Raw genomic sequence first — 24,040 nt, forward strand, 5'->3', positions numbered from 1 at the left:
GTTCATACAGGCGCCGTTTAATTATCCTCACCCGGGGATAAGGCGCCTTGTCCAGAATTGGCGCCCGGCGCCTTTCCCACAACGGCGCCCAGATCGGACTCCCGTCATACCGGGCCCCAAGCGGGTTATCCCCGCAATCGACACACCATGGCCGAGGCCGCCGGATTCGTTCAGCCGAAATCGGGGAGAAGCCTGTCGATCGACGGGAGGATCGGATTCTATCCCCGCGATCCAGCCCCCTGCTTCCATCCTCCAATTCTTTCAAATTCTTATTCTTGAATAGGGATTGAGGCTTGGAGGTGTGCATCCTAAAGCCCAAGGCATGAGCACTCCTCTTCTGATCCAGGCTCTCCAGGGCCAGACTCTCACCCGCCCCCCCGTATGGTTCATGCGTCAGGCCGGGCGCTACCTGCCGGAATACCGCGAGCTGCGAGCCAAGGCGCCCGACTTCATCGCCTTCTGCATGAACCCGGAGATGGCGGCTGAGGCCACGCTTCAGCCCATGCGCCGGTTCGGCTTCGACGCGGCCATCGTCTTCGCCGACATCCTGCTGATCCCGGGCGCCCTCGGACAGAAGGTCTGGTTCGAAACCGGCGAAGGCCCGCGCCTCGGCGCCCTGCCGTCGGTGGAGTCGATGCGGGAGCTGGCTTCCGGGGCGGGGGAAGCCCTGAAGGCGGTGGGCCAGACCCTCAGCCTGGTGCGCGCTGAACTGGAGCCGGAACGGGCCCTGATCGGGTTCGCCGGGGCGCCCTGGACCGTGGCCACCTATATGCTGGACGGCGAGGCCCGCACCATCATGAAGGGCGAACGCGCTGCGGCTCGCACCTATGCCTATGCCGAACCCGAAAAGGTCGCGGCCCTGCTGGACGTTCTGGTCGAGGCCACCGCCCATTATCTGAAGATGCAGCAGGACGCCGGCGCCCAGGTGCTGAAGATCTTCGAGAGCTGGGCCGAGGGCCTGCCCGACGATCTGTTCGAAACCCTAGTCCTGAAGCCTCACCAGGCGCTTGTGGCCCGCGCCCGCGCCCTGGGGGTCACCGTACCGCTCATCGGCTTCCCAAGAGGCTCTGCGGCGCTTGCGGAACGTTATGCGACCCAGTGCGACGTTCAGGCCGTGGCGCTGGACACCGCCTGTCCCCTCGAAGTCGGCAAACGCGTCCAGGCCATCAAGCCGATCCAGGGCGCGCTCGACCCCCTGTTGCTGCGCGCGGGCGGTCCGTTGCTGGATCGTCGCGTCGATCAGCTGATGGAGGCCTGGGGCCAGGGGCCGTGGATCTTCAACCTGGGCCACGGCATCCTGCCGGACGTGCCGATCGCCCACGTCGAGCAGGTCCTGCGTCGGATCGGCGCCCAATGAGCCAGGCCGCCGAGAGCAGTCGTCCCAACCGGCGCGTGGCCGTGGTGCTGACCAATCTCGGCGGGCCGGACGGGCCTGACGCGGTCAAACCCTTCCTGTTCAACCTGTTCAACGACCCGGCCATCATCGGCTTGCCGGGCATCGTGCGTACGCCTCTGGCGCGGTGGATCTCTTCGCGTCGCGAGAAGTCGGCCCAGGCCAACTACGCCCTGATGGGCGGGGGCTCGCCCCTGCTGCCCGAGACGCTGAAGCAGGCAGCGGCGCTATCGGAGGCTCTGGCTGACGCGGCGCCGGGGGATGAGACCGAGGTCTTCATCGCCATGCGTTACTGGCATCCGCTGACCGAGGATACGGCGCGGGCGGTGGCCGAGTTCCAGCCTGATCACGTGGTCCTGCTGCCGCTCTATCCGCAGTTCTCAACCACCACGACGGCGTCGTCGCTGAAGGCCTGGCGCGAGGCCTACAAGGGGCCGGGCCAGGTCCACGCCGTCTGCTGCTATCCCGACGCTGAGGGCCTCATCGAGGCCCAGGCCCGGCTGATCCGTGAGACCATGGACGAGGCCGAGGGCCGCCCTGTGCGCGTGCTGTTCTCGGCCCACGGCATTCCCGAAAAACTGGTCGCCGCCGGCGATCCCTATCAGGCCCAGGTCGAGGCCACCGTCGCCGCCGTCGTCGCCCGCATGGGGCTGACCGACTGGGGCATCTGCTATCAGAGCCGGGTCGGGCCGCTGAAATGGCTGGGGCCGTCGACGCCGCAGGCGGTCGAACAGGCGGGCCGGGACGGGGTCGGGGCCGTGGTCGTGCCCATCGCCTTCGTCTCCGAACACATCGAGACCCTGGTCGAGCTGGATCACGAATACGCCGAACTGGCCGCCTCGGTCGGCTGCGCCCCCTATCTTCGGGCGCCCGCTGTCGGCGTGGAGCCTACCTTCATCGCTGCTTTGGCCGAGGCCGTGGAAGCCGCGCTGGAGACTTCCGGCGTCGCGCCGCAGGGGGCGTCCAAGGGTGGACCATGCGCCCACTTGAAAGCCTGTCCAGGCGGTTGTTCAAAGGCGGCCTGACCGGTCGAGGGGTGCGTCATGGACTATTACAATCTGGCCCGCGGGCTTCACATCCTGGCGGTGATCGCCTGGATGGCCGGCATGCTCTTCCTGTCGCGCCTGTTCGCCTATGACGCCGAGCAGAACGCCAAGCCCGAGCCGCTGCGCGGGGAAATGCAGGCCCTGTTGCGTCTGTGGCAGACACGGCTGCTGCGCATCATCATCAATCCGGCCATGATCCTGGCCTTCGTCTTCGGCGGCTGGCTGCTGTGGTTGCGCAGCGGGGACGGCGCGGACTGGAGCTTTGTCCATCAGCCCTGGATGGCGACCAAGCTGACCGGCGTCTTCCTGCTGGCCGCCTGGCATGGCTTCCTGGCCGGGCAGAGGAAGAAGATCGCCGCCGGGACGTCGAAATACTCGGGTCGCTTCTGGCGCATGACCAACGAGATTCCCTTCCTTCTGGCCATCATCATGGTGCTGTCGGTGACCCTGGAATGGACCTTTTAAGGGCGCTAGCGCTCGCGACGCGGTCGCTTGCTGCTTGAGCGCTGGTGTTTCTGATACCGCCTTGCTTGACGGCGCCCGGTCATTCGTGGTTCCGCTGGCCGTGAACCGTTCGGCGTAGGTCGCAGGGCGGTCCCTCTCTTTTGCGACGCCTGCCGGATCGATCCTGCGGGAGCCCGTCGCCCTCCCTCTGGCCGCAAGGCCGCGACATCGACAGACGAACCGCCCTCGACGTGTCTTCGCGTTCGAGCGCGCGAGCGAGCACGCCATGACCGACACGCCCGAAAACAACGACCATTCCTCGGAAGTGGTTGAAACTGTTGCGGAACGTCCGCGCAAGACGCTGACGCTGGGCGGCTCCAAAGCCGCTGTCGAGCCCGCGCCGGAACCGGAAATCGAAATCGAAGCGGTCGCTGAAATAGTCAACGACGACACCGGCGTCGACACCACGGCCGACGACGAGGACGAGGACGGCGAGCCGATCGTCCCCAACGGCCGCATCACCCTGCAGGAACTGAACGAGAAGACGCCGGAAGACCTGGTCGCCTTCGCCGAGGGCCTGGACATCGAGAACGCCGGCAACCTGCGCAAGCAGGACCTGCTGTTCGCCATCCTGAAGACCCTGGCCGACGAAGAGGTCGAGATCATCGCCTCGGGCGTGCTGGAGATCCTGCCGGACGGCTTCGGCTTCCTGCGCAGTCCCGACGCCAATTATCTGCCGGGCCCGGACGATGTTTACGTCTCGCCGTCGCAGATCCGTCGCTTCGGCCTGCGCTCGGGCGACACGGTGCACGGCGCCGTGCGCGGCCCGCGCGAGGGCGAGCGCTACTTCGCCCTGCTCAAGGTCGACACGATCAACTTCGAAGATCCGGAGATGGTCAAGACCAAGGTCCTGTTCGACAACCTGACGCCGCTCTATCCCGAAGAGCGTCTGCACATGGAAATCCAGGACCCGACGCTGAAGGACCGCTCGGGCCGGGTCATCGACATCGTCGCCCCGCTCGGCAAGGGCCAGCGCTGCCTGATCGTCGCCCCGCCGCGCGTGGGTAAGACGGTCATGCTGCAGAACATCGCCAAGTCGATCGAGCGCAACCACCCGGAAGTCTTCCTGATCGTCCTGCTGATCGACGAACGCCCGGAAGAAGTCACCGACATGCAGCGCACGGTGAAGGGCGAGGTCGTCGCCTCGACCTTCGACGAACCGGCCACCCGCCACGTCGCCGTCGCCGAAATGGTGATCGAAAAGGCCAAGCGTCTGGTCGAGCACAAGAAGGACGTGGTTATCCTGCTGGACTCCATCACCCGCCTGGGGCGCGCCTACAACGCCACGGTCCCGTCGTCGGGCAAGGTGCTGACCGGTGGTGTCGACGCCAACGCCCTGCAACGGCCCAAGCGCTTCTTCGGCGCCGCGCGTAACGTGGAGCAGGGGGGCTCGCTGACCATCATCGCCACCGCCCTGATCGACACCGGCAGCCGCATGGACGAGGTCATCTTCGAAGAGTTCAAGGGCACGGGTAACTCGGAAATCGTGCTGGACCGCAAGGTCGCCGACAAGCGGATCTTCCCGGCCATCGACGTGCTCAAGTCCGGCACCCGCAAGGAAGACCTCATCACGCCGAAGGACCAGCTGGCCAAGACCTATGTCCTGCGTCGTATCCTCAACCCGATGGGCCCGCAGGACGCGATTGAGTTCCTGCTCGACAAGATGCGCCAGTCCAAGAACAACGGCGATTTCTTCCAGTCCATGAACACATAATTCCGGCCCTGGCGCCGCCCGCGCGGCGGGCGGCTGCTTGAGGGCATGTTTCACGTGAAACATGCGCCCGGCTGAAAGGCGAACGTCATGAAGCTGAACATCGAGATCGACTGCACCCCGGCCGAGGCCCGCGCCTTCCTCGGTCTGCCGGACGTGACCGTGCTGAACGACCATCTGGTGGCCGAGATGCAGAAGCGGATGGACGCCAACATGTCGGCCATGCAGCCCGACGAACTGATGAAGACCTGGACGTCGTTCGGGGTTCAGGCCCAGGACCAGTTCCGCCGTCTGATGGAAGCCGCCGTCACGGGCGCACCCAAGGGCTGACGACTTGAGCGCCGACGCCGACACCATCTTCGCCCTGGCCACCCCGCCGGGGCGGGGCGCCATCGCCGTCCTGCGACTGTCCGGGCCGCAGACGGAGACCGCCCTGACCGCGCTGGGGGCAGGGGGGCTGACGCCGCGTCTGGCCTCGGTGCGCAGCCTGCGCTACGAGGGCCGTCTGATCGACGAAGCCCTCATCCTCCGCTTCGTCGCCCCGCGTTCCTATACGGGCGAGGACTCGGCCGAGCTGCATCTGCACGGCGGTCGGGCCGTGATCGAGGCGGCCAGCATGGCCCTGATCGCCCTGGGGCTGCGTCCGGCCGAACCGGGCGAGTTCACCCGACGCGCCTTCCAGAACGGCCGCATGGATCTGGCCCAGGCCGAGGCCGTGGCCGACCTGATCGACGCCGAGACCGAGGCGCAGAAGGCTCAGGCCCTGGGCCAGTTGGACGGCGCCCTGTCGGCCGCCTACGCCGGCTACCGCCGCGACCTGCTTAAGGCCCTCTCGCTGGTCGAGGCTGAAATTGACTTCCCCGATGAGGAAGTGCCCGACAATCTGGCCCGCACCGCCGGGCCGGTTTTGGACGCTCTGGCGGCTGACCTGCGCGCCGCCCTGGCCGATTCCGATCGCGGGTGCCGCGTGCGCGAGGGCTATCGCATCGTCCTGATCGGCGAGACCAACGCCGGCAAGTCGTCGCTGTTCAACGCTCTTGTGGCGCGCGAAGCGGCCATCGTCACCCCCATCGCCGGGACCACGCGCGACGTGCTGGACGCTGATGTCATGATCGGGGGTTACGCCGTCACCCTGTCGGACACGGCCGGTCTACGTGAGAGCGACGACCTGGTCGAGGTCGAGGGCATCCGCCGCGCCCGTCTGCGGGCCGAGGGCGCCGACCTGCGTCTGTGGGTGCGTTCGCCGTCGACCGAGGGCGCCGAAGATCCGGCCGCCGCCTTCATGCAGCCGTCCGATCTTCAGGTGCTGAACAAGGCCGATCTGGGGGCCGTCGTCGCCGCGCCCGGCCTCGAAGCCCAAACGGTCAGCACGGAGACGGGGCAGGGGCTGGCCGAGCTGCACGACTGGATCGCCGCCCGTCTGGCCCGCGACCTGTCGGGCGCCGACTTCCCGGCAGTGACGCGCGAGCGCCATCGCCGTCGTCTGGCTGAGGCCCTGGCGGCGGTCGAGGCGGGCCGTCGGGCGCTGGACCTGGCGCCGGAAATGGCCGGGGACGACCTGCGTCGCGCGGCCGACGCCCTGGCCCGCGTCACCGGCGCCATCGGCGTCGAGGACATCCTGGGCGAGGTCTTCTCGAGCTTCTGCATCGGCAAATAGCCACAGAACTTCGGTGTTTCACGTGAAACAACGGCGTCGTGGCTGTGGCGATGTCGGGCTAGATGGACTATGTCCTCGGCCATGACTTCCTCCCCCTCCACGACCTTCGACGTCATCGTCATCGGCGGCGGACACGCTGGCTGCGAGGCCGCCGCCGCCTCGGCGCGCGCCGGCGCCCGCACCCTGCTGCTGACCCAGAAGCTGGAAACCGTCGGTGAGATGAGCTGCAACCCGGCCATCGGCGGTCTGGGCAAGGGGCATCTGGTGCGCGAGATCGACGCCCTGGACGGCGTCATGGGGCGTCTGGCCGACGTCTCCGGCATCCAGTTCCGTCTGCTGAACCGTTCCAAGGGCGCCGCCGTGCGCGGCCCGCGCAGCCAGATCGACCGTCGTCTCTATCGCGAGGCCATGCAGGCTGAACTGGCCCAGACGCCGAACCTGGCCCTGATGGCCGGCACGGCCGAGGCCCTGATCCTGAACGGCGACCGCGTGGTCGGCGTCACCACGGGCGAGGGGACCGAACTGCGCGCCGGGGCCGTGGTCCTGACGACCGGCACCTTCCTCAACGGCGTCATCCATCGCGGCGAGGAACGCATCAACGCCGGTCGTTTTGGCGAGGCGCCGTCCGTGGGTCTGGCCGCTGACCTCTATGGTTCGGGCCTGACGATGGGGCGTCTGAAGACCGGCACGCCCGCGCGTCTGGACGGCCGCACCATCGCCTGGGACCGTCTGGAGATGCAGGCGGCGGATGACGAACCCGTGCCGTTCAGCTTCCTGACCGACAAGATCGAGGTGCCGCAGATCGCCTGCGGCATCACCCAGACGACCGAAGACACCCACCGCATCATCGCCGAGAACCTGGGCGAGAGCGCCGTCTATGGCGGCAAGCTTTCCGGTCGCGGCCCGCGTTACTGCCCCTCGATCGAGGACAAGGTGGTCCGCTTCGCCGACAAGACCAGCCATCAGGTCTTCCTGGAGCCCGAGGGTCTGGACGACCCGACCGTCTATCCCAACGGCATCTCGACCTCGGTGTCCGACGCGACGCAGATGGCCTTTCTGCGGACCATGCCGGGCCTGGAGGCCGTCGAGGTCTTCCGCTTCGGCTACGCCATCGAATACGACTATGTCGATCCGCGCGAACTGACCCCGGCGCTGGAGGTCAAGAAGCGGCCCGGTCTCTACCTCGCCGGCCAGATCAATGGCACGACCGGCTATGAGGAGGCGGGGGCGCAAGGGCTGATCGCCGGCCTGAACGCCGCTCGCGCCGCCGCCGGTTCCGACCCGATCATCCTGGGTCGGGACCAGGCCTATATCGGCGTCATGATCGACGACCTGGTGACGCGCGGCGTCACCGAGCCCTATCGCATGTTCACCAGCCGGGCCGAATATCGCCTGACCCTGCGCGCCGACAACGCCGACGTGCGCCTGACATCGTTGGGCGTCGCCGCTGGAATCGTCGGGTCCGAGCGCGCCAAGGCATGGCGGGACAAGGCCGATCAGTTGGGTCGAGCGAACCGTGTTTCACGTGAAACGCAGTTCACGCCCAAGGAGGCCGGGGCGCTCGGCATCACCGTCAACGCCGACGGTCAGCGTCGGTCGATCCGCGACCTGCTGTCCTTCCCCGGCGTGACGCTGGACCACTTCGTCTCGGCCCACCCCGAGATCGCCGACTGGTCGCCCGCCGTGCGCGAGCAGGTCGAGATCGACGCCGTCTACGCCGGCTACCTTGACCGTCAGGCCGCCGAGGCCGAGGCCCTGCGTCGGGAGGAGGGGCTAGCCCTGCCCGAAGGGCTCGACTACGCCGCCATCGGCGGGTTGTCGAACGAGGTCCGCGAGAAGCTGATCCTGGTCCAGCCCCGCACCCTGGGGCAGGCCGGCCGGATCGAAGGTATGACCCCGGGAGCGCTGACGGCGCTGCTGGCCCACGTCAAGAAGGCGACGCCGCTCGCCGCAGAAGTCGAGACGATTGTCGCGTGACCCTGGATCCCATCGCCGCCTTCCGCGCCCACACCCGGGCCAGCGACACCCAGATCGCCGATCTGACCGCCTTCCTCGCCATGCTGACCGAAGCCAATGAGGTGATGAACCTCGTCGGCCCGGACTCCATTCCGGACTTCTGGAATCGTCACGCCTGGGACAGCGCCCAACTGCTGGCCCTGGCGCCCGAGGCCCTCACCTGGGCCGATCTGGGCGCCGGCGCCGGCTTCCCCGGCGTGGTCCTGGCCATCCTGCTGAAGGAGCGTCCCGACGCCCATGTCTGGCTGATCGACAGCCTGGGCAAGCGCTGCCGTTTCCTGGATCAGGTCGTCGAGGCGCTGGATCTGCCCGCTACGGTCGTCAACGGCCGGGCCGAGGAACAGGACATCGAGGTCGACATCGTCACCGCCCGCGCGGTGGCGCCGATGGAGAAACTGCTGGCTTATGCACAACCTTACTTCCAGCACGGTGCACAAGGTCTGTTCCTGAAGGGCGAGAAGGCCGAAGTTGAGTTGAAAGAGGCGGCCAAGCTCTGGCATTTTAACAGCGACCTCTCCGTCTCGCGCAGCGACCCGCGCGGACGCATCGTCCATATCCGGAGTCTTCGCCGTGTCCGCTGATCGCGAGAAACAGACCCGCGTCCTGGCTGTCTCGAACCAGAAGGGCGGGGTGGGCAAGACCACGACCGCCATCAACCTCGGCACCGCCCTGGCCGCCATCGGCGAAAAGGTGCTGATCGTCGACATGGACCCGCAAGGCAACGCCTCCACGGGTCTGGGTGTTCCACGTGAAACACGTCGAGCAACGATCTATGACGTCATCGTCGACGGCCGTCCTATCGACCAGTCGGCGGTGGAAACCGCCGTGCCGGGCCTGTTCATCGTGCCCGCCGACGCCGACATGTCGGGCGTCGAGATCGAACTGAGCCAGGCCGATCGCCGCTCCTATCGTCTGCGCGACGCCCTGGCGGCGCAGGGCGGCGAGGGTCATTCCCGGTATGACTATGTCCTGATCGACTGCCCGCCGTCGCTGAACCTTCTGACGCTGAACGCCATGGCCGCCGCCGATGCGGTTCTGGTGCCGCTGCAGTGCGAGTTTTTCGCGCTGGAGGGCCTGACCCAGCTGATGCGGACCATCGACATGGTCAAGCAGAGCCTCAATCCGGCGCTGGAGATCCAGGGCCTGGTCCTGACCATGTACGACCGCCGCAACGCCCTGTCGGGCCAGGTGGCGGCCGACGTGCGCGCCCACTTCGGCGACAAGGTCTATGACAGCGTCATTCCCCGCAACGTGCGGGTGTCCGAGGCGCCCTCCTTCGGCAAGCCGGTGCTGATCTATGATCTGAAATGCACCGGCAGCCAGGCCTATCTGAAGCTGGCGCGCGAGCTTGTGGCGCGTGAACGCCAGCGTCGTCAGGCGCTCGCCGCCTGATCGGCGGCTTTCCCGATTAAGTAGAACGGAATCAGCATCTTGTCCGAACGTCAACGTGGTCTGGGTCGCGGCCTGTCGGCCCTTCTGGGAGAGAATGTCGCCGAGAGCGCGCCGGTGGACGGCGGCGCTCAGCCGACGGGCGTGCGCGCCGTGCCGATCGAGAGCCTGAAGCCCAATCCCGATCAGCCGCGCAAGCAGTTCGCCTCTGAGCATCTGGAAGAACTGACCGCCTCGATCCGCGACAAGGGGGTGCTGCAGCCCATCCTGGTCCGGGCCCAGCCCGGCGAGGACGGCGTCTGGCAGATCATCGCCGGCGAGCGCCGCTGGCGCGCGGCCCAGGCCGCCCGACTGAAATTCGTGCCGATCATCGAACGCCCCATGGACGACGTGGAGGTGATGGAGGTCGCCATCATCGAAAACGTCCAGCGCGCCGATCTGAACCCGGTCGAAGAGGCCATGGCCTATGGCTCGCTGATCTCGCGTTTCGGCCGCACCCAGGACGCCCTGGCCGGGGTGGTCGGCAAGAGCCGCAGCCACGTCGCCAACACCCTGCGTCTGCTGCAACTGCCCGACAGCGTCCTGACCCACGTCATGGAGAACCGCCTGTCGGCCGGTCACGCCCGCGCCCTGATCACCGCCCCCAACCCCGAGGCCCTGGCCGAACAGGTCCTGTCCAAGGGTCTGAACGTGCGTCAGACCGAGGCTCTGGCCCGTCGCACGGCCGAAGGTCCCAAGGCGTCGAAATCCAAGCCGGCGTTGAGCGGGGAGGGCGCCGCCGACGTGGCCGCTCTGGAGCAGGATCTGGCCGACGCCCTGGGCCTGAAGGTCCTGCTGACCGACAAGGGCGGCAAGGGCGAGCTGACCATCAAATACGGCACCCTGGAACAGCTCGACGACCTGTGTCGCCGCCTGATGCGCGGCTAGGTCGCTAGCTCAGAGGGCAGGGATCTGAACGCCATTTCACTGGCGCTTGATAGAAGGCGGCGCCGGTGCGGGCGTTGACTGCGAGAGCGGCAGCGTCGCCGTTGCGGCAAGTTTGATAGACAGTGATCTGCGCGCGGTCGGATTTCCAGCCCGCCGCCGCAATCACCCCGCGAGTGGTTTCCGCCTCGCTATCCGGGGCCCGTTTCAATCCGACCAGCATAGCCGGAACATCGTCGGGCGGCAGGCGGAAGCTTAGCGTCTGGGCGGCGCTGTCGAGATCATGCTGGTCGCGGATGTCATAGGCGCTGCTCGGCACGAAGGCGGGAATCCAGCCACGCTCGATTGCGCCAGCCTGCCTGGCGGCTTGGAAATCGCTATGGCGCTCATGCACGACCTCGTCGCAGGCAGAGGCGAGCAGGGCGATAAGGCTGACGGCGAAGAACCTCATGACCCCAATCTCAGCCATCATCGCCGAACCGGCAATGTTCGTTCTTTCGTGCTAGGGTGCAGCCATGACTGAACAGACTGACAAGACCAGCGCCACCGAAGCCCTGAAACGCGCTCTGGCCGCCAAGAAGGCGGGCTCGCAGGCCGGTCCGGCGGGCGAGAAGGGCGGGGCGCGGGGCGCGGAGAAGGCGATGCAGCGTCAAGCGGCGGCGATGAACAAGCCGGCCTTCCGTCTGATGTCGAAGCGGGGCTGACTCAAGCAGGCCGAAGGCCGATAGGCCCTAGGCTTAAAGCCCGATGCGCTTGGCGCGTGCGGATATTTCCAGCAGCAGGCGCTCGGCGATCAGGGCTTCGGGCAGGCCCGTGGTCTTGGTGGCGATGTCGGCGGTGTTGACGCTGTCCTGCACCTCGTCGAGCAGGTCCAGCCGCCAGGCGCGGGCCTGACGCAGGATCTCGGCCTCCTGTTTCCAGAAGACGCCGGCGGACTTGGCGGCCTCCTTGGCGCCGGCGCCCGAGGCTTGCAGGACGTTGATCCGGCGCAGTTTTCCCAGGTGGATGGCGGCCATGCGCACGGCCATGACGGCGCTCTCGCCCTCGGCCAGGGCGCGGCGCAGGCCCGATTGGGCCGGGGCGGGACGACCGCCAAAGGCCTGCAAGGCGGCGTCGGACAGGGAGGCGTCGGGCTCGACGCCCAAGTGCTCTTCCAACTCGGGCGTGTCGATGGTGCGGCCCGAGCCGGGGCCGATGTAGAGGACCAGACGCTCGATCTCCTGACGCATCAGGCCGCGTTCGCGCGGCAGGCGGGCGACGAAGCGCTCCAGGGCGTCGGCGGTCAGGCCCACCTTGTCGGCGGTCAGGGCCTCGCGCGTCATGCGCGCCACGTCGCCGACCTCGTCCTCGTAGCAGGCGATGCCGACGGCGCCGGCGGCCTTCTCGGCGGCCTTGCGCAGGGCGGACTCACGGCCCAGCGCCCCAGCCTCGATGACCAGCATGGCGTCGGGATTGTAGCCGCCCTCGGCGTGGACGGTCAGGGCGGCGGCGATGGCCTTGTCGACGCTGGCCTTGCCGTCCGACAGGCGAATGCGCACCAGACGGCGCCCGCCGATCATGCTCAGCGCGGTCAGCGCCTCCTCCAGCCTGACCGCGTTGCCGTCGATGTCGGCCTCGGTCAGGAAGGTGACGTTGAACGGGTCGTTCAGGTCGGGCGTGATGGCCTTGCACAGGGTCAGGGCGCGTTCGGACACGCCCGAACGATCCTTGCCGTGGATGACGGCGGCGCGGATGTGGCTGTCCGGCGCCTTCAGGAAGCGGTCGACCTCGGGCCGCTTGGCCAGGATCACGCGGCGAGCCCCTTCAAGCGGCGGCTCACCGGCCCGCCAGGGCGCGCATCATGTCCAGGCGGATCAGGCGCGCCAGATCGGCGGCGGCCCGGTCCTCGCCGTCCTGCTGGGCGGCGATGGCGGCATAGGGCTGGTCGGCGGAGGCGTAGGTGGTAGTCGTGGTCTGCGAGCCCTTGATCGGCTCGCCGCCGCTGACCGGGGTCAGGGTCCAGTCGGCCTTGACCGTCAGCTCGTAGCGGCTCGCGGTGTCGTCGATGCGCCGGCCGAGCGGACGGCGTTCCTGAGTGACCTCGGTCGTCAGGCGATAGAGGGGCTGGGCCGAGCCGTCGCGGCCGAAGGCGTCCTCCAGCTGCTCGCGCAGCCGGTAGCCCAGGCGGTTGTCGGGGGTGGAGACAGCGATGCGCGACAGGCCCGCGCCCACGCCCATCTCACCGTAAAGGGGCGTGAAGCCGCAACCCGAGAGCAGGGCCGCGCCCGCGACGGCGATCAGGGCGAGGGCGCGACGCATCAGCCGGCCACCAGGTTGACGATACGGTCGGGCACCACGATCACCTTGCGGACGCTGAGGTTGTTGGCGGCAAGGTAGGCCTGAACCGTCGGATTGGCGAGAGCGGCGGCCTCGACCGTCGCATTGTCCGAGCCGCGCGGCAGGACGACCTCGCCGCGGCGCTTGCCGCCGATCTGGACGGGCAGGGTGACTTCGTCGTCGGCGGCCAGGGTCGCGTCAAACACCGGCCAGGGCGCGTCCAGCACCATGCCGTCTTCGCCCAGTCGCGCCCAGGCCTCCTCGGCCAGGTGGGGCGTGAAGGGCGCGATCAGGCGGGCCATGGTCGACAGGGCCGTCTTCCTGGCCTCGCCGCCGGCCTTGTCGTGCTGACGCAGGACAGCCAGGAAGGCGTAGAGCTTGGCGATGGCCGAGTTGAAGCGGAAGCCCTCGACGCCCTCGCTGACGGCCTTGATGGTCTTGTGCGTCTCGCGGATCAGGCTGGCGTCCACATCGGCGTTGGCCGGGGCCGCGGCGTCGAAGCCGTCGAACTCGGTCCAGACGCGCTGGACGAAGCGGCTGGCGCCCTCGACGCCGCCGGCGGACCACTGGACGTCACGCTCGGGCGGACTGTCGGACAGGACGAACAGGCGCCCAGCGTCGACGCCGTAGGCCTCGATGATGTCCTGGGGGGCCACCACGTTCTTCTTGGACTTGGACATCTTCTCGATGTCGCCGATCGTCAGGGCGGCGCCGGACGACAGGCGGGTGGCGACGCGCTGGCCGTCCACCGTCTCGATGCGGACGTCCGAAGGCTCGACCCAACGCGGCTTGCCGCTGGCTTCGTGGCCTTCGTAATAGGTCTCGTGGACCACCATGCCCTGGGTGAACAGGCCGGCGAAGGGCTCCTTCACGTCCATCAGGCCGGCGTCCGACAGGGCGCGGGTGATGAAGCGGGCGTAGAGCAGGTGCAGGACCGCGTGTTCGACGCCGCCGATGTACTGATCGACCGGCAGCCATTTCGACGCGGCGGCCTTGTTGATCGGCGCGTCCGCCTTGGGATCGGCGAAGCGGGCGAAGTACCAGCTGGAATCGACGAAGGTGTCCAGCGTGTCGGTCTCGCGACGGGCCTCGCTGCCGCAGCTCGGGCAGTTGACGTGCTTCCAGGTCGGGTGACGGTCCAGCGGGTTGCCCGGCACGTCGAAGGTCACGTCCTTGGGCAGTTCGACCGGCAGTTGCTCGGCGGGAACGGCGACCGGGCCGCAGGTCTCGCAATGGATGATGGGGATGGGGCAGCCCCAGTAGCGCTGGCGGCTGACGCCCCAGTCGCGCAGGCGATAGATGGTCTTGGCCTCGCCGGTCGCCGCCGCCTCGATGCGGGCGATGGCCTCGGCCTTGGCGGCGTCGATGTCCAGGCCGTTGAGGAAGTCGGAATGGGAGATCGAACCGGGGCCGGTATAGGCCTCGTTCGCCACGGCGAAGTCGTCGCCGGCGCCTTCGGGACGGACGACCGGGATCACCGGCAGATCGTATTTGCGGGCGAAGTCCAGATCGCGCTGGTCGTGGGCCGGGCAGGCGAAGACCGCGCCCGTGCCGTATTCCGACAGGATGAAGTTGGCGATCCAGACCGGAATCTCGGCCCCCGTGAAGGGATGGATCACCTTCAGGCCGGTGTCCCAGCCGATCTTCTCGGCCTGTTCGATTTCGGCCTGGGAGGCGCCGCCCTTGCGGCATTCGGCGACGAAGGCGGCGACCTCGGGGTCAGCCTCGGCCAGCTGTTTCGAGATCGGATGGTCGGGCGCCAGGCCGACGAAGCTGGCGCCGAACAGGGTGTCGGGACGGGTGGTGTAGACCTCGACCGCGTCGTGACCGGACGGAGCCGCGTGGGGCGCGAAGGCCCACTTCATCTGCAGACCCTTGGAGCGGCCGATCCAGTTTTCCTGCATCAGGCGGACCTTATCAGGCCAGCGGCCTTCCAGTTCGGACAGGCCGTCGATCAGATCATCCGCATACTGAGTAATACGCAGGAACCACTGGTTCAGCTTGCGCTTCTCGACCAGGGCGCCCGAGCGCCAGCCGCGTCCGTCGATGACCTGTTCATTGGCCAGGACCGTGTTGTCGACGGGGTCCCAGTTGACCACCCCGTCCTTTCGATAGACCAGACCGCGTTTGTACAGCTCCAGGAACCAGGCCTGCTGCTTGCCGTAATAGGCCGGGTCGCAGGTGGCGAATTCGCGGCTCCAGTCCAGCGACAGGCCCAGCAGCTTCAGCTGGTCGCGCATGGTGGCGATGTTGGACCAGGTCCAGTCGCCGGGGTGGACGCCGCGCTCCATGGCGGCGTTCTCGGCCGGCATGCCGAAGGCGTCCCAGCCCATGGGGTGCAGAACGTCGAAGCCCTGGGCCCGCTTGTGCCGCGCCACCACGTCGCCCATCACATAGTTGCGGGCGTGACCCATGTGGATGTTGCCCGACGGATAGGGGAACATCTCCAGCACATAGTATTTCGGACGGCCGGTGTCGGCGTTGGACACCGAAAAGGCGTCAGCGGCCGCCCAGCGGGCTTGCTGGCGGGGTTCGGCGGTCTTGGGCTCGTAACGAGTGGCCACGGCGTATCCTGAGGTATCGCCTCAGGCGCGAAGCTTGAGGCGGCCCTGAGGTCTGCGTTGGGGTGGCGGGAGGAGGCGGCTCTTAGCGAGCCGCGTTGGCGAGGTTGAGCTGGCGCGCGCGGGTCAGGATGGCGTTTTCCAGATCGGTTTCCGTCTGGGCCGCGACCGGGGCGGCGGTCCAGGCGCCGGCGGCGTCCTTGACTTCCTTCGTCACAGACACGTTCAGGGCGTCGGCGCGCAGGCGGCGATCCAGGATGAAGACGGTGGCCTTGAAGCGTTCGTTCGGCGCCTGCGGATTGACGTACCAGTCATAGTTGACCACGCCGCCCCACGGGTCGGCGCTGGTCAGGGGCATGAAGGACAGGGTGTCCAGGGTCGCGCGCCACAGATAGGCGTTCACGCCGATGCCAAGCTGGGCGTCCGCCTTGGGCGCCTTTTCCTTGTCGCCGACGAAGGGCAGGCTGGCGCAACCGCCCAGCAGCAGTCCCGACGCGATCAGGGCGACCGCAGCGCCGCGAACAAATGCCATTCCGAGATCTCCGTAAAGGTTCGAGGTCGACACGTGGAGCGAACCTCGAGCGCAGGCGCCCGACGGTCCGCGCACGTCTGCGCCGCAGCCACGCTCTATAACACGGCCAAAAGGGGCCGTGACAAGGCGAAGCCGTGTTCGAAGACGGGAAGTCGACTTATTTGGCGTGCTGTCCGCGCCACAGGCGGGCGCCAGAGTCGTATGGAACCGGTTGCGCACGGCCACGTTGCGTTGACCGGGTGGATCAGCGGTGTCTAATCGCTGTGTCCTTGGGCTTCGGCCCTGGGTTCAGGAACAAGGGTCGGCGCATGAACGCCGTTCCCATAGGGTTGGAAGATGCGTTTCGTTGCGATCATCGCTGCGACTGTGGGCGTCCTGGCTATCGCCGGGACGGCTGACGACGCCTCGGCTCAGGCGCGTCGCGCGCCCGCCGTCTCCCTGACCGAAGCCGCCCAGGCCTCGCCCGCGCCGCAACGCCGCGGCCTGCGCTGGAACGACAGCGGCCGCTGGGGTCTGAATTTCAACCTGAACCAGCCGGTCGGCCGCGAGACCGACTGGGGCGACGTCGAGGCCGGCGCCTACTACCGCCTCAGCCCGCGTCTTCGCGTCGGCGCCGCCGCCAACCTGGCCTCGCCCGAGGTTGATCCGGCCCGCGCCCCCGAAAGCGACCGCCGCGCCCAGCCGCGCGTGCGTCTGGAAACCATCTTCAAATTCTGATTTCGGTTTAGGCCGTTGCGCTGAGCCTCAAGCGAGGAAGGCCGTCTGCACGGCGTCCACGCCCGCGATCCCGCACGCGCCCGATCCGTTCAGATCGGCGGCGTTGGCCGCACTGATCCCGCCCAGGGCATAGACGGGGCAGGGCGCCGCCGTCGCCATGGCCTTGAAGCCTGCGATCCCCAGCGCCGTCCTGGCCGCCGAAGCCCCGCCCGCCTGAAAAACCGGCGACACCACCAGGGCGTCCAGATCGCGCGCGCCCTTCACGGCCTCCAGCGAATGCGCCGCCCCGGTCAGCAGCCAGTCGGGCCGCCGTCCTGACAGGGCGTAGGCCGCCGACAGGGCCCGTTCCGGCAGATGCACGCCGTCCGCGTCGATCCGCTCGGCCAGATCGGCGTCCAGCCCGATCAGCAGGCGGACGCCGGCCGCCTTGGTCGCCGCCCGCAGTCGCAGACCCGTCTCCAGCGCATCGGCCGCTCCGAAAGAACGGAAGACCACGCCGGCGCCGGCGGGCAATCGCGCCGCGGTCTCCCACGGCCGGGGCGTCCGCGCCGGGTCGGTGAAGAAGAGCAGCGGGGGCAGGGCCTTGCTTCCAGGTGTTGGGGGCGGGCTGACAGCCGCCGCCGCACGGGCTAGAGCCGTCGCCGTCTGCCACAGCGTGCGCGCGTCCTCGGACAGGGTCATGACCGCCTCTAATCCCGCTTCCGCCGTTCCGTCCATCCATGATCGTTTCGCCGACGTGCGGGAGCACGTCCGGCAAGCCTGTACCGAGGCTGGCCGCGATCCGGCGTCCGTGACGCTGACGGCTGTGTCCAAGACCCAGCCGCTAGAGGCGCTGGAGGCGGCTTTGGCGACCGGCCAGCGTGTCTTCGGCGAGAACCGGGTGCAGGAGGCGCAAAGCCACTGGGCCGCCCGCCGCGCCGCCTTGCCCGATCTCGAACTGCGTCTGATCGGCCCGCTGCAGACCAATAAGGCGGTCGAGGCGGTCGAGCTGTTCGACGTCATCGAGACCTTGGACCGCGAGAAGCTGGCCGCCGCCCTGGCCGCGGCGATGGCCAAGACGGGGCGCCGTCCGCGTGTCCTGGTCCAGGTCAACACCGGCGCCGAGCCGCAGAAGGCCGGCGTCCTGCCCGCCGACGCCGACGCCCTGATCGCCGCCGCACGCGAGGTTCACGGCCTGAGCGTCGAGGGTCTGATGTGCATCCCCCCCGCCGACGAAGCGCCTGAACCCCATTTCGCCCTGCTGGCCGAGATCGCCGCCCGCAACGGCCTGCCGGTCCTGTCGATGGGGATGAGCGGCGACTATGAAACCGCCATTCGGCTCGGCGCGACCCATGTCCGCGTCGGTTCGGCCCTGTTCGGGGAACGAAATAGGCCTCTAAAGCCCTCTTAAGGCGATGAAATAGCGGAGCGCCCTTGGCGAACCCCTCAAGCCTCGCCATTCTCTACCCATGCCGACGCCCAAGACCATCCTGATCATCGACGACGACGACGACCTGCGCGAGGCGCTGGCCGAGCAGTTGGCCCTGCACGAGGAGTTCCGTCCCGTCCAGGCCTCCACCGCGACCGACGGGGTGCGTCAGGCGCGCGAGGTCCGCGCCGACCTGATCCTGCTGGACGTCGACCTGCCCGACATGGACGGCCGCGAGGCCTGCCGCCTGATCCGCAAGGCGGGCGTCTCGACCCCGGTCATCATGCTGACTGCCCAGTCCTCGGATTCGGACGCCATCCTCGGCCTCGACTCGGGGGCCAACGACTACGTCACCAAGCCCTTCCGCTTCGCCGTCCTTCTGGCCCGCATCCGCGCCCATCTGCGCAGCCACGAGCAGTCCGAGGACGCGGTCTTCCAGATCGGCCCCTACGAGTTCCGTCCGGCGTCGAAGATGATGCTGGACGACAAGGGCAAGAAGGTCCGGCTGACCGAGAAGGAAACCAACATCCTCAAGTACCTCTATCGCGCCGGGGCCAAGCCCGTGTCGCGCGAGGAGCTGCTGACCGAGGTCTGGGGCTATAACGCCGGGGTCACCACCCACACGCTGGAAACCCACATCTATCGCCTGCGCCAGAAGATCGAGCCCGAGCCCGGTCAGGCGCGCCTGCTGCTGACCGACGCGGGCGGCTACCGCCTGCAACCGTGATCCTGGCCTGAGCGGACGATGAGCGAGCGTCGCCCGACCCCGCCTCTGGTGGCGCTTCGGGCGTTCGACGCCGCGGCCCGCCTCGGCAGCTTCCGCGAGGCCGCCGAGGAGCTGGGCGTCACCCCCGGCGCCGTCAGCCGCCATATCAAGGCGCTGGAGATGCGGCTGGGCCTGCGCCTGTTCGACCGCTTCAACCGATCCGTGGTCCTGACCGCCGACGGCCGCCGTCTGGCGCAAGGGGTGGCCGACGCCTTCGAGCGGCTGGAAAGCGCGCTGGAGGCCGTTCGTCCCGGCCGCAGCCGCCAGCTGCGGATCTCGGCCCTGCCGTCCCTGGCGGGCAAGTGGCTGTCGCCGCGCCTGCACCGCTTCAGCGAGGACAACCCCGACCTCGACCTGATCGTCTTCGCCGAGGATCGCATCGCCGACCTGTCGAACGGCGAGGCCGACGTGGCCCTGCGCTACGGCGAGGGCCCCTATCCGGGCCAGGTCGCGCGTCGGTTGATGAGCGAACGCCTGATCCCGGTCTGCGCCCCGTCGCTGGCGGCGGCGCGGTCGATGCGGACCCCGGCCGACCTGCTGGACGCCGTGCTGATCCACGAAAGCTGGCACGACCTGCCCTTCGCCGACCGCATGGGCTGGAAGGCCTGGTTCGAGAGCGCGGGCGTCGTTGATCCGCGCGTCCAGCACCTGCGCGGCCCCATGTTCAGCCACAGCCATCTGGCGCTGGAGGCGGCCCTGTCGGGACGCGGCGTAGCCCTGACCTCGGCGCCCCTGGCCGCCGACGACCTGAAGGAGGGGCGGCTGATCCAGCCGGTCGATCACGCCCTGACCAACAACCTGGCCTACTGGGCCGTGGTCCTGCCCGAGCGCGCCGACGAGCCCAAGCTGCGGCGCTTCCTCAACTGGATCGAGGCCGAGTCCCACGCTGATCCGATCGAGTGATCTGAACTCACTTGACCTGGCCTAACCGTGGTTTGTCCACAGCGGGTCGATGGACCATGTTCGGTGCATTCGGATCTCCCCGCCGAAAGGAACCTCCATCATGAAACTCGTGCATCCCCGCGCCGACGCCTCGTTTGAAGCCGTCGTCGTCTTCACCGGCAGCGTCACCCTGATCCTGCTGGGCGTTCTGGCCGGCGCCAAGCTGCTCGGCGCCGCCTAAGACCAGAGCGAAATCGGTTCAGATGCGAATGCATCTGGACCGAGATATTCGCTCCAGCATCAATCCTGGAGCCGTGATTCACGGCATCGGCGGAATCGCGAAGCGATTCCTCCTCAACCGATCAGGCTCTAGAAACAGGCGGTCGCTCCCCCGACCGCCTGTCCTCTGCTCATCTGACGTTGTCTAGACGTCCAGGTCCATGACCACGGGGGCGTGGTCGCTGGGTCGTTCCCATTCGCGCACCGTATCGAGAACACGCGCGCTGCCCTTGACCACGGCGGGCGTCAGGCCCGGCGAGGTCCACAGGTGGTCCAGCCGCAGGCCGCGGTTCGACACCCGGAAGTCCTTGGCGCGATAGCTCCACCAGCTGGCCAGCTTGACCGGATCCGGGATCTGGTCGCGCACCACGTCGGCGAACCCGCCGGCGTCCTGCAACCGGCGCAGGGTCTCGATCTCGCCCGGCGTGTGGCTGACCACCTTCAGCATGAATTTGTGGTTGAAGACGTCGTTGTCGCCCGGCGCGATGTTGAAGTCGCCGGCCAGGACCAGAGGCCGCTGTCGGTCGCGCGTCTTCATCTCGGCGGTCAGGCGCTCATAGAAGTCCATCTTGTGATCGAACTTCGGGTTCAGCTTGCGGTCGGGAATGTCGCCGCCGGCCGGGATGTAGAAGTTCTGGATCTCGACGCCGTTGACCATGCCCGAGACGCAGCGGCCATGGCCTTCGCGACAGACGTCGAGCGCAGCGCCTTCGCCGTCGAGAATGGGCAGCTTGCTGGCGATGGCCACGCCGTGCCAGCCCTTTTGGCCGCGGATTTTCAGATAGGGCAGGCCCATCTGCTCGAAGGCTTCCCGAGGGAACTGGTCCTCGGTGCACTTGATCTCCTGCAGGCACAGGACGTCGGGCGCATATTCGGCGACGAAGCGGGCGACCTGATCAATGCGCAGGCGGACCGAGTTGATGTTCCAGGTGACGATACGAAGGGTCATGGCCCGGCCTTAGCACGGCCAAGGCATGAAAAAAGCGCCCGGAACGGGTCCGGGCGCTGTTCAGTTCGTCTCTCTCGCCGCCGGGAGGGGATGATTCCATGGCGGACAGAACGACCGCCGTCGTTCTGTGGTCAGAATGTCACACGAGCAAAAAAAGTCAAATCAAGAAAAAGCGTCAAGGCTGTGCCAGGCCTGTGACGCCCGTTCCGGTTGCGGCCTAGTTGCGGCTGGGACGACGCGTTGGATCGCGCAACTGGAACAGGCTGGCGGCCAGGCCGGAGGCGGGCTGCAGCGAGGTCAGCTGGATGCGGGTGCGCGATCCTTGCGCGTCGGTGATGGTCCACTCCTGCAATCGCAGGGGCGATCCGGCGAAGGCCAGGATGACCGAGCCCTCGTTGGGCTTGGAGGCGTCGCGGGCGGTGATGGCGAAGGCGCCGGACGCCATCCGCGTGACGCGGTCGACGCGCACCCCCTGATCCAGCCGGACCTCGCGCGCCAGGAAGGTCGACAGCGGCGTGGCGGCCAGCGGCACCTGGCGGAAGACGTTCAGGCGCGGATCGTAGCGCTTGACGTTATTGCCGTCGGCCACGACCAGCAGGCCCGCCGGCTCGCTGTATTCGAAACGCATCTTGCCGGGGCGCTGCAGCCAGAAGCGGCCGGAGCGACGCTGGCCGCCCGGGCCGGTCTCGATGAAGTTGCCTTGCGCCGCCGTCAGGCCGGTCAGATAGGCTTGGGCCTGACGCAGGGTGGCTTGATCCTCGGCGGACAGGCTGGACTGGGCCGAGGCGGGCGCGGCGGCGGTAATGGCCCAAGACGAGGCAAGGGCGGCGGCGCTGAAGCCGAAGGCGCGGCGTGAAATCGTCATGTCTTGTCTTCTCCCATTCGGGATGAGGGTTCGGATGGTCATCAAGCCGGATGCAGACGGCGACCCCATGACGCCAGCCTGACCATATTTCGGCGATCCGATGAAGCGCTGTTCATTGTTTCTGGGGGCTTTAGGGGTCCTAACGCTCGGCTCGCGGAGCCTCGCTGCTTGAGGACATGGGCGTTCCAACGAGCGCAGAGGGCGCGCGGTTCCGTTCGTCCGTGCTCGCTTCGGCGCTGAAGCAGCGAGCCGCCGCGCGGCGAGCGATAGCGCCCGGCGGCGAAGCCGCCGCCCTCGGCGCAGCCGAGACTACATAGGAGGAGGCCCGGCCAGGATGTCGCGTTTGCCGGCGTGGTTGGCGGGGCTGACGACGCCTTCCTGTTCCATGCGCTCGATCAGGGTGGCGGCGCGGTTGTAGCCGATCTGCAGGCGGCGCTGGATGTAGGAGGTCGAGGCCTTGCGGTCGCGGGTGACCACGGCCACGGCCCGGTCATAGAGGTCGTCGCCCGACATGCCGTCGCCATCGCCGCCCATGGCGTTGTCGCCGTCGCCGTCCGGTTCGTCGGTGATCAGGTCCAGATAGTCCGGCTCGGCCTGGAGGCGCAGGTGCTTGCACACCTCCTCGACTTCCTGATCGGTCACGAACGGGCCGTGCAGACGGGTGATGCGGCCGCCCCCGGCCATGTAGAGCATGTCGCCCTGACCCAGCAGCTGTTCCCCGCCCTGTTCGCCCAGGATGGTGCGGCTGTCGATCTTGGAGGTGACCTGGAAGCTGATCCGGGTCGGGAAGTTGGCCTTGATGGTGCCGGTGATGACGTCCACCGACGGGCGCTGGGTGGCCATGATCAGGTGGATGCCGGCGGCGCGGGCCATCTGGGCCAGACGCTGGACGGCGCCCTCCACGTCCTTGCCGGCGACCAGCATCAGGTCGGCCATTTCGTCCATGACCACGACCAGATAGGGCATGGGCTCGGGGCGGATCTTCTCGCTCTCGTAGACGGGGCGGCCCTGCTCGTCGAAGCCGGTCTGGACAGTGCGTTCGAAATGCTCGCCCTTTTCCTGGGCCTCGCGGGCGCGCTCGTTGTAGCTGGCGACGTTGCGGACGCCGAGCTTGGACATGCGGCGATAGCGGTCCTCCATCTCGCGCACGGTCCATTTCAGGGCCACGACCGCCTTCTTGGGATCGGTCACGACCGGCGCCAGCAGGTGCGGGATGCCGTCATAGACCGACAGCTCCAGCATCTTGGGGTCGATCATGATGAAGCGGCACTCGGCGGGCGAGTGGCGATAGAGGATCGACAGGATCATGGCGTTGACCCCGACCGACTTGCCCGAGCCGGTGGTGCCCGCGATCAGCAGGTGAGGCATGCGCGCCAGGTCGGCGACATAGGGCTCGCCGCCGATGGTTTCGCCGAGCGCCAGCGGCAGCAGATGGCTCTTCTTGTCGTATTCGCCGGACGCCAGCAGGTCGCGCAGATAGACGGTCTCGCGCTTGGCGTTGGGCAGTTCGATGCCGATGGCGTTGCGGCCCTGCACGACCGAGATGCGGCAAGCGCGGGCCGACATGGAGCGGGCGATGTCGTCGGCCAGGGCCACGACGCGGCCGTGCTTCACGCCCGGCGCGGGGACCAGCTCATAGAGGGTGACGACGGGGCCGGGACGGATCTGGTCGATCACGCCGCGCACGCCGAACTCCTGCAGCACGCCTTCCAGCATCTTGGCGTTCTGCTTCAGCGATTCTTCGTCCACGGCGCCGCCGCGCTGGCCGGGCTTGGCCAGGATGCCGAGCGAGGGCAGGTCGAAACCCTCGCCGGGCTCGAAGTCGAAGGTCTGCTGGTCGGCGTCGCTGCGCGGCTTGGGCGCCTTGACCGCCGCCACGCGCGGCTCGACGGCCTTGGGCGCGCGGGCCGAGGGCGGGGCGATCGGCGCGGCGGGGGCCGCGTCCTCCCACGGCGGGGCGTAGGCGGCGGGCGCATCGTCAGCGTAGGGGTCGGCGTAGGGATCGGCCGCATAGGGGTCAGCGTCGCCCTCGAGGTCGGCGGCAGGGGCGGCGGCGGGCGACGTCTCGGGCTGTTCGTGGACGCGGCGCGGCCGGCGGGGCGCGGCGGCGGGCGCGGCCTCGGCC

General features: G+C 68.1%; 24 protein-coding genes. 15 read left to right on the forward strand and 9 right to left on the reverse strand.

What is annotated here, in order from left to right; genetic code table 11:
• The first annotated feature begins 322 nt into the window (after positions 1-322).
• From hemE to ACREEF_RS07795, 10 genes are all read left to right on the forward strand, one after another.
• Entirely contained in the window at positions 323-1,357 is a 1,035-nt protein-coding gene (gene hemE / locus ACREEF_RS07750) for a uroporphyrinogen decarboxylase (RefSeq protein ID WP_431565018.1), read from the forward strand.
• Positions 1,354-2,418: a ferrochelatase gene (gene hemH, locus ACREEF_RS07755; protein ID WP_431565019.1), complete on the forward strand. Its 1,065-nt coding sequence runs from the start codon at positions 1,354-1,356 to the stop codon at positions 2,416-2,418. The genes hemE and hemH overlap by 4 nt, the downstream gene beginning before the upstream one ends.
• A gap of 18 nt (positions 2,419-2,436) precedes the next feature.
• Positions 2,437-2,904: a CopD family protein gene (locus ACREEF_RS07760; protein ID WP_431565020.1), complete on the forward strand. Its 468-nt coding sequence runs from the start codon at positions 2,437-2,439 to the stop codon at positions 2,902-2,904.
• A gap of 265 nt (positions 2,905-3,169) precedes the next feature.
• Positions 3,170-4,657: a transcription termination factor Rho gene (gene rho, locus ACREEF_RS07765; protein ID WP_431565021.1), complete on the forward strand. Its 1,488-nt coding sequence runs from the start codon at positions 3,170-3,172 to the stop codon at positions 4,655-4,657.
• A gap of 87 nt (positions 4,658-4,744) precedes the next feature.
• Positions 4,745-4,984, forward strand: a complete 240-nt coding sequence (locus ACREEF_RS07770; protein WP_431565022.1) for a DUF6489 family protein — start codon at positions 4,745-4,747, stop codon at positions 4,982-4,984.
• A gap of 4 nt (positions 4,985-4,988) precedes the next feature.
• Positions 4,989-6,311 carry a tRNA uridine-5-carboxymethylaminomethyl(34) synthesis GTPase MnmE gene (gene mnmE / locus ACREEF_RS07775; protein ID WP_431565023.1) on the forward strand — a complete coding sequence of 441 codons (1,323 nt, stop codon included), beginning with the start codon at positions 4,989-4,991 and terminating at the stop codon, positions 6,309-6,311.
• An 81-nt stretch (positions 6,312-6,392) separates the two neighbouring features.
• A complete protein-coding gene (gene mnmG / locus ACREEF_RS07780; protein ID WP_431565024.1) occupies positions 6,393-8,288 on the forward strand; it encodes a tRNA uridine-5-carboxymethylaminomethyl(34) synthesis enzyme MnmG in 1,896 nt (631 codons plus the stop codon).
• Complete coding sequence (gene rsmG / locus ACREEF_RS07785; RefSeq protein ID WP_431565025.1) at positions 8,285-8,908, forward strand: 16S rRNA (guanine(527)-N(7))-methyltransferase RsmG; 624 nt, start codon at positions 8,285-8,287, stop codon at positions 8,906-8,908. The genes mnmG and rsmG overlap by 4 nt, the downstream gene beginning before the upstream one ends.
• The gene (locus ACREEF_RS07790) at positions 8,898-9,719 is read left to right on the forward strand and encodes a ParA family protein (RefSeq protein ID WP_431565026.1); all 822 of its coding nucleotides are present in this window, start codon (positions 8,898-8,900) and stop codon (positions 9,717-9,719) included. Before rsmG ends, ACREEF_RS07790 begins: the two co-directional genes overlap by 11 nt.
• A 39-nt stretch (positions 9,720-9,758) precedes the next feature.
• Positions 9,759-10,643, forward strand: a complete 885-nt coding sequence (locus tag ACREEF_RS07795) for a ParB/RepB/Spo0J family partition protein (protein WP_431565027.1) — start codon at positions 9,759-9,761, stop codon at positions 10,641-10,643.
• A 4-nt stretch (positions 10,644-10,647) separates the two neighbouring features.
• Here ACREEF_RS07795 and ACREEF_RS07800 read toward each other — a convergent pair whose 3' ends face one another.
• Positions 10,648-11,091 carry a hypothetical protein gene (locus tag ACREEF_RS07800; protein WP_431565028.1) on the reverse strand — a complete coding sequence of 148 codons (444 nt, stop codon included), beginning with the start codon at positions 11,089-11,091 and terminating at the stop codon, positions 10,648-10,650.
• A gap of 64 nt (positions 11,092-11,155) precedes the next feature.
• Here ACREEF_RS07800 and ACREEF_RS07805 point away from each other — a divergent pair, with 64 nt between their 5' ends.
• Positions 11,156-11,344: a hypothetical protein gene (locus ACREEF_RS07805; protein WP_431565029.1), complete on the forward strand. Its 189-nt coding sequence runs from the start codon at positions 11,156-11,158 to the stop codon at positions 11,342-11,344.
• 33 nt (positions 11,345-11,377) lie between these two features.
• On the opposite strand, the gene holA is transcribed toward ACREEF_RS07805, so the two are convergent.
• The 4 genes from holA to ACREEF_RS07825 all read right to left on the reverse strand — a co-directional run bounded on the left by holA (position 11,378) and on the right by ACREEF_RS07825 (position 16,049).
• Entirely contained in the window at positions 11,378-12,430 is a 1,053-nt protein-coding gene (gene holA, locus ACREEF_RS07810) for a DNA polymerase III subunit delta (RefSeq protein WP_431565030.1), read from the reverse strand.
• Positions 12,431-12,455: 25 nt separating this feature from the next.
• Positions 12,456-12,938, reverse strand: a complete 483-nt coding sequence (lptE, locus tag ACREEF_RS07815; RefSeq protein WP_431565031.1) for an LPS assembly lipoprotein LptE — start codon at positions 12,936-12,938, stop codon at positions 12,456-12,458.
• On the reverse strand, positions 12,938-15,520 hold the full coding sequence (gene leuS / locus ACREEF_RS07820; protein ID WP_431565032.1) for a leucine--tRNA ligase: 2,583 nt from the start codon (positions 15,518-15,520) through the stop codon (positions 12,938-12,940). Before leuS ends, lptE begins: the two co-directional genes overlap by 1 nt.
• Positions 15,521-15,602: 82 nt before the next feature.
• Positions 15,603-16,049 carry a DUF3576 domain-containing protein gene (locus ACREEF_RS07825; RefSeq protein ID WP_431565033.1) on the reverse strand — a complete coding sequence of 149 codons (447 nt, stop codon included), beginning with the start codon at positions 16,047-16,049 and terminating at the stop codon, positions 15,603-15,605.
• A gap of 336 nt (positions 16,050-16,385) precedes the next feature.
• On the opposite strand from ACREEF_RS07825, the gene ACREEF_RS07830 reads away from it, so the two are divergent.
• Positions 16,386-16,766, forward strand: a complete 381-nt coding sequence (locus ACREEF_RS07830; protein WP_431565034.1) for an NtrZ family periplasmic regulatory protein — start codon at positions 16,386-16,388, stop codon at positions 16,764-16,766.
• A 27-nt stretch (positions 16,767-16,793) separates the two neighbouring features.
• Here ACREEF_RS07830 and ACREEF_RS07835 read toward each other — a convergent pair whose 3' ends face one another.
• Positions 16,794-17,447, reverse strand: a complete 654-nt coding sequence (locus ACREEF_RS07835; protein WP_431565035.1) for a thiamine phosphate synthase — start codon at positions 17,445-17,447, stop codon at positions 16,794-16,796.
• On the opposite strand from ACREEF_RS07835, the gene ACREEF_RS07840 reads away from it, so the two are divergent.
• From ACREEF_RS07840 to gcvA, 3 genes are read left to right on the forward strand one after another with little or no spacing between them, the layout of a single operon-like run.
• Positions 17,446-18,156: a YggS family pyridoxal phosphate-dependent enzyme gene (locus ACREEF_RS07840; RefSeq protein WP_431565036.1), complete on the forward strand. Its 711-nt coding sequence runs from the start codon at positions 17,446-17,448 to the stop codon at positions 18,154-18,156. The two genes, ACREEF_RS07835 and ACREEF_RS07840, sit on opposite strands and share 2 nt — an antisense overlap.
• Before the next feature lie 58 nt (positions 18,157-18,214).
• Complete coding sequence (locus tag ACREEF_RS07845) at positions 18,215-18,901, forward strand: response regulator transcription factor (protein WP_105564206.1); 687 nt, start codon at positions 18,215-18,217, stop codon at positions 18,899-18,901.
• Positions 18,902-18,919: 18 nt separating this feature from the next.
• Complete coding sequence (gene gcvA, locus ACREEF_RS07850; protein ID WP_431565037.1) at positions 18,920-19,843, forward strand: transcriptional regulator GcvA; 924 nt, start codon at positions 18,920-18,922, stop codon at positions 19,841-19,843.
• 403 nt (positions 19,844-20,246) lie between these two features.
• On the opposite strand, the gene xth is transcribed toward gcvA, so the two are convergent.
• From xth to ACREEF_RS07865, 3 genes are all read right to left on the reverse strand, one after another.
• Positions 20,247-21,050 (reverse strand): exodeoxyribonuclease III, encoded by an 804-nt coding sequence (xth, locus tag ACREEF_RS07855; protein WP_431565038.1) that lies wholly within the window; start codon positions 21,048-21,050, stop codon positions 20,247-20,249.
• 217 nt (positions 21,051-21,267) lie between these two features.
• Positions 21,268-21,915: a LolA family protein gene (locus tag ACREEF_RS07860; protein WP_431565039.1), complete on the reverse strand. Its 648-nt coding sequence runs from the start codon at positions 21,913-21,915 to the stop codon at positions 21,268-21,270.
• 309 nt (positions 21,916-22,224) lie between these two features.
• Positions 22,225-24,040 (reverse strand): DNA translocase FtsK (locus ACREEF_RS07865; RefSeq protein ID WP_431565040.1); only part of this gene is annotated, 1,816 nt, incomplete at its 5' end.

It is taken from the genome of Brevundimonas sp. (assembly GCF_050729455.1).
Classification (GTDB): Bacteria; Pseudomonadota; Alphaproteobacteria; order Caulobacterales; family Caulobacteraceae; genus Brevundimonas.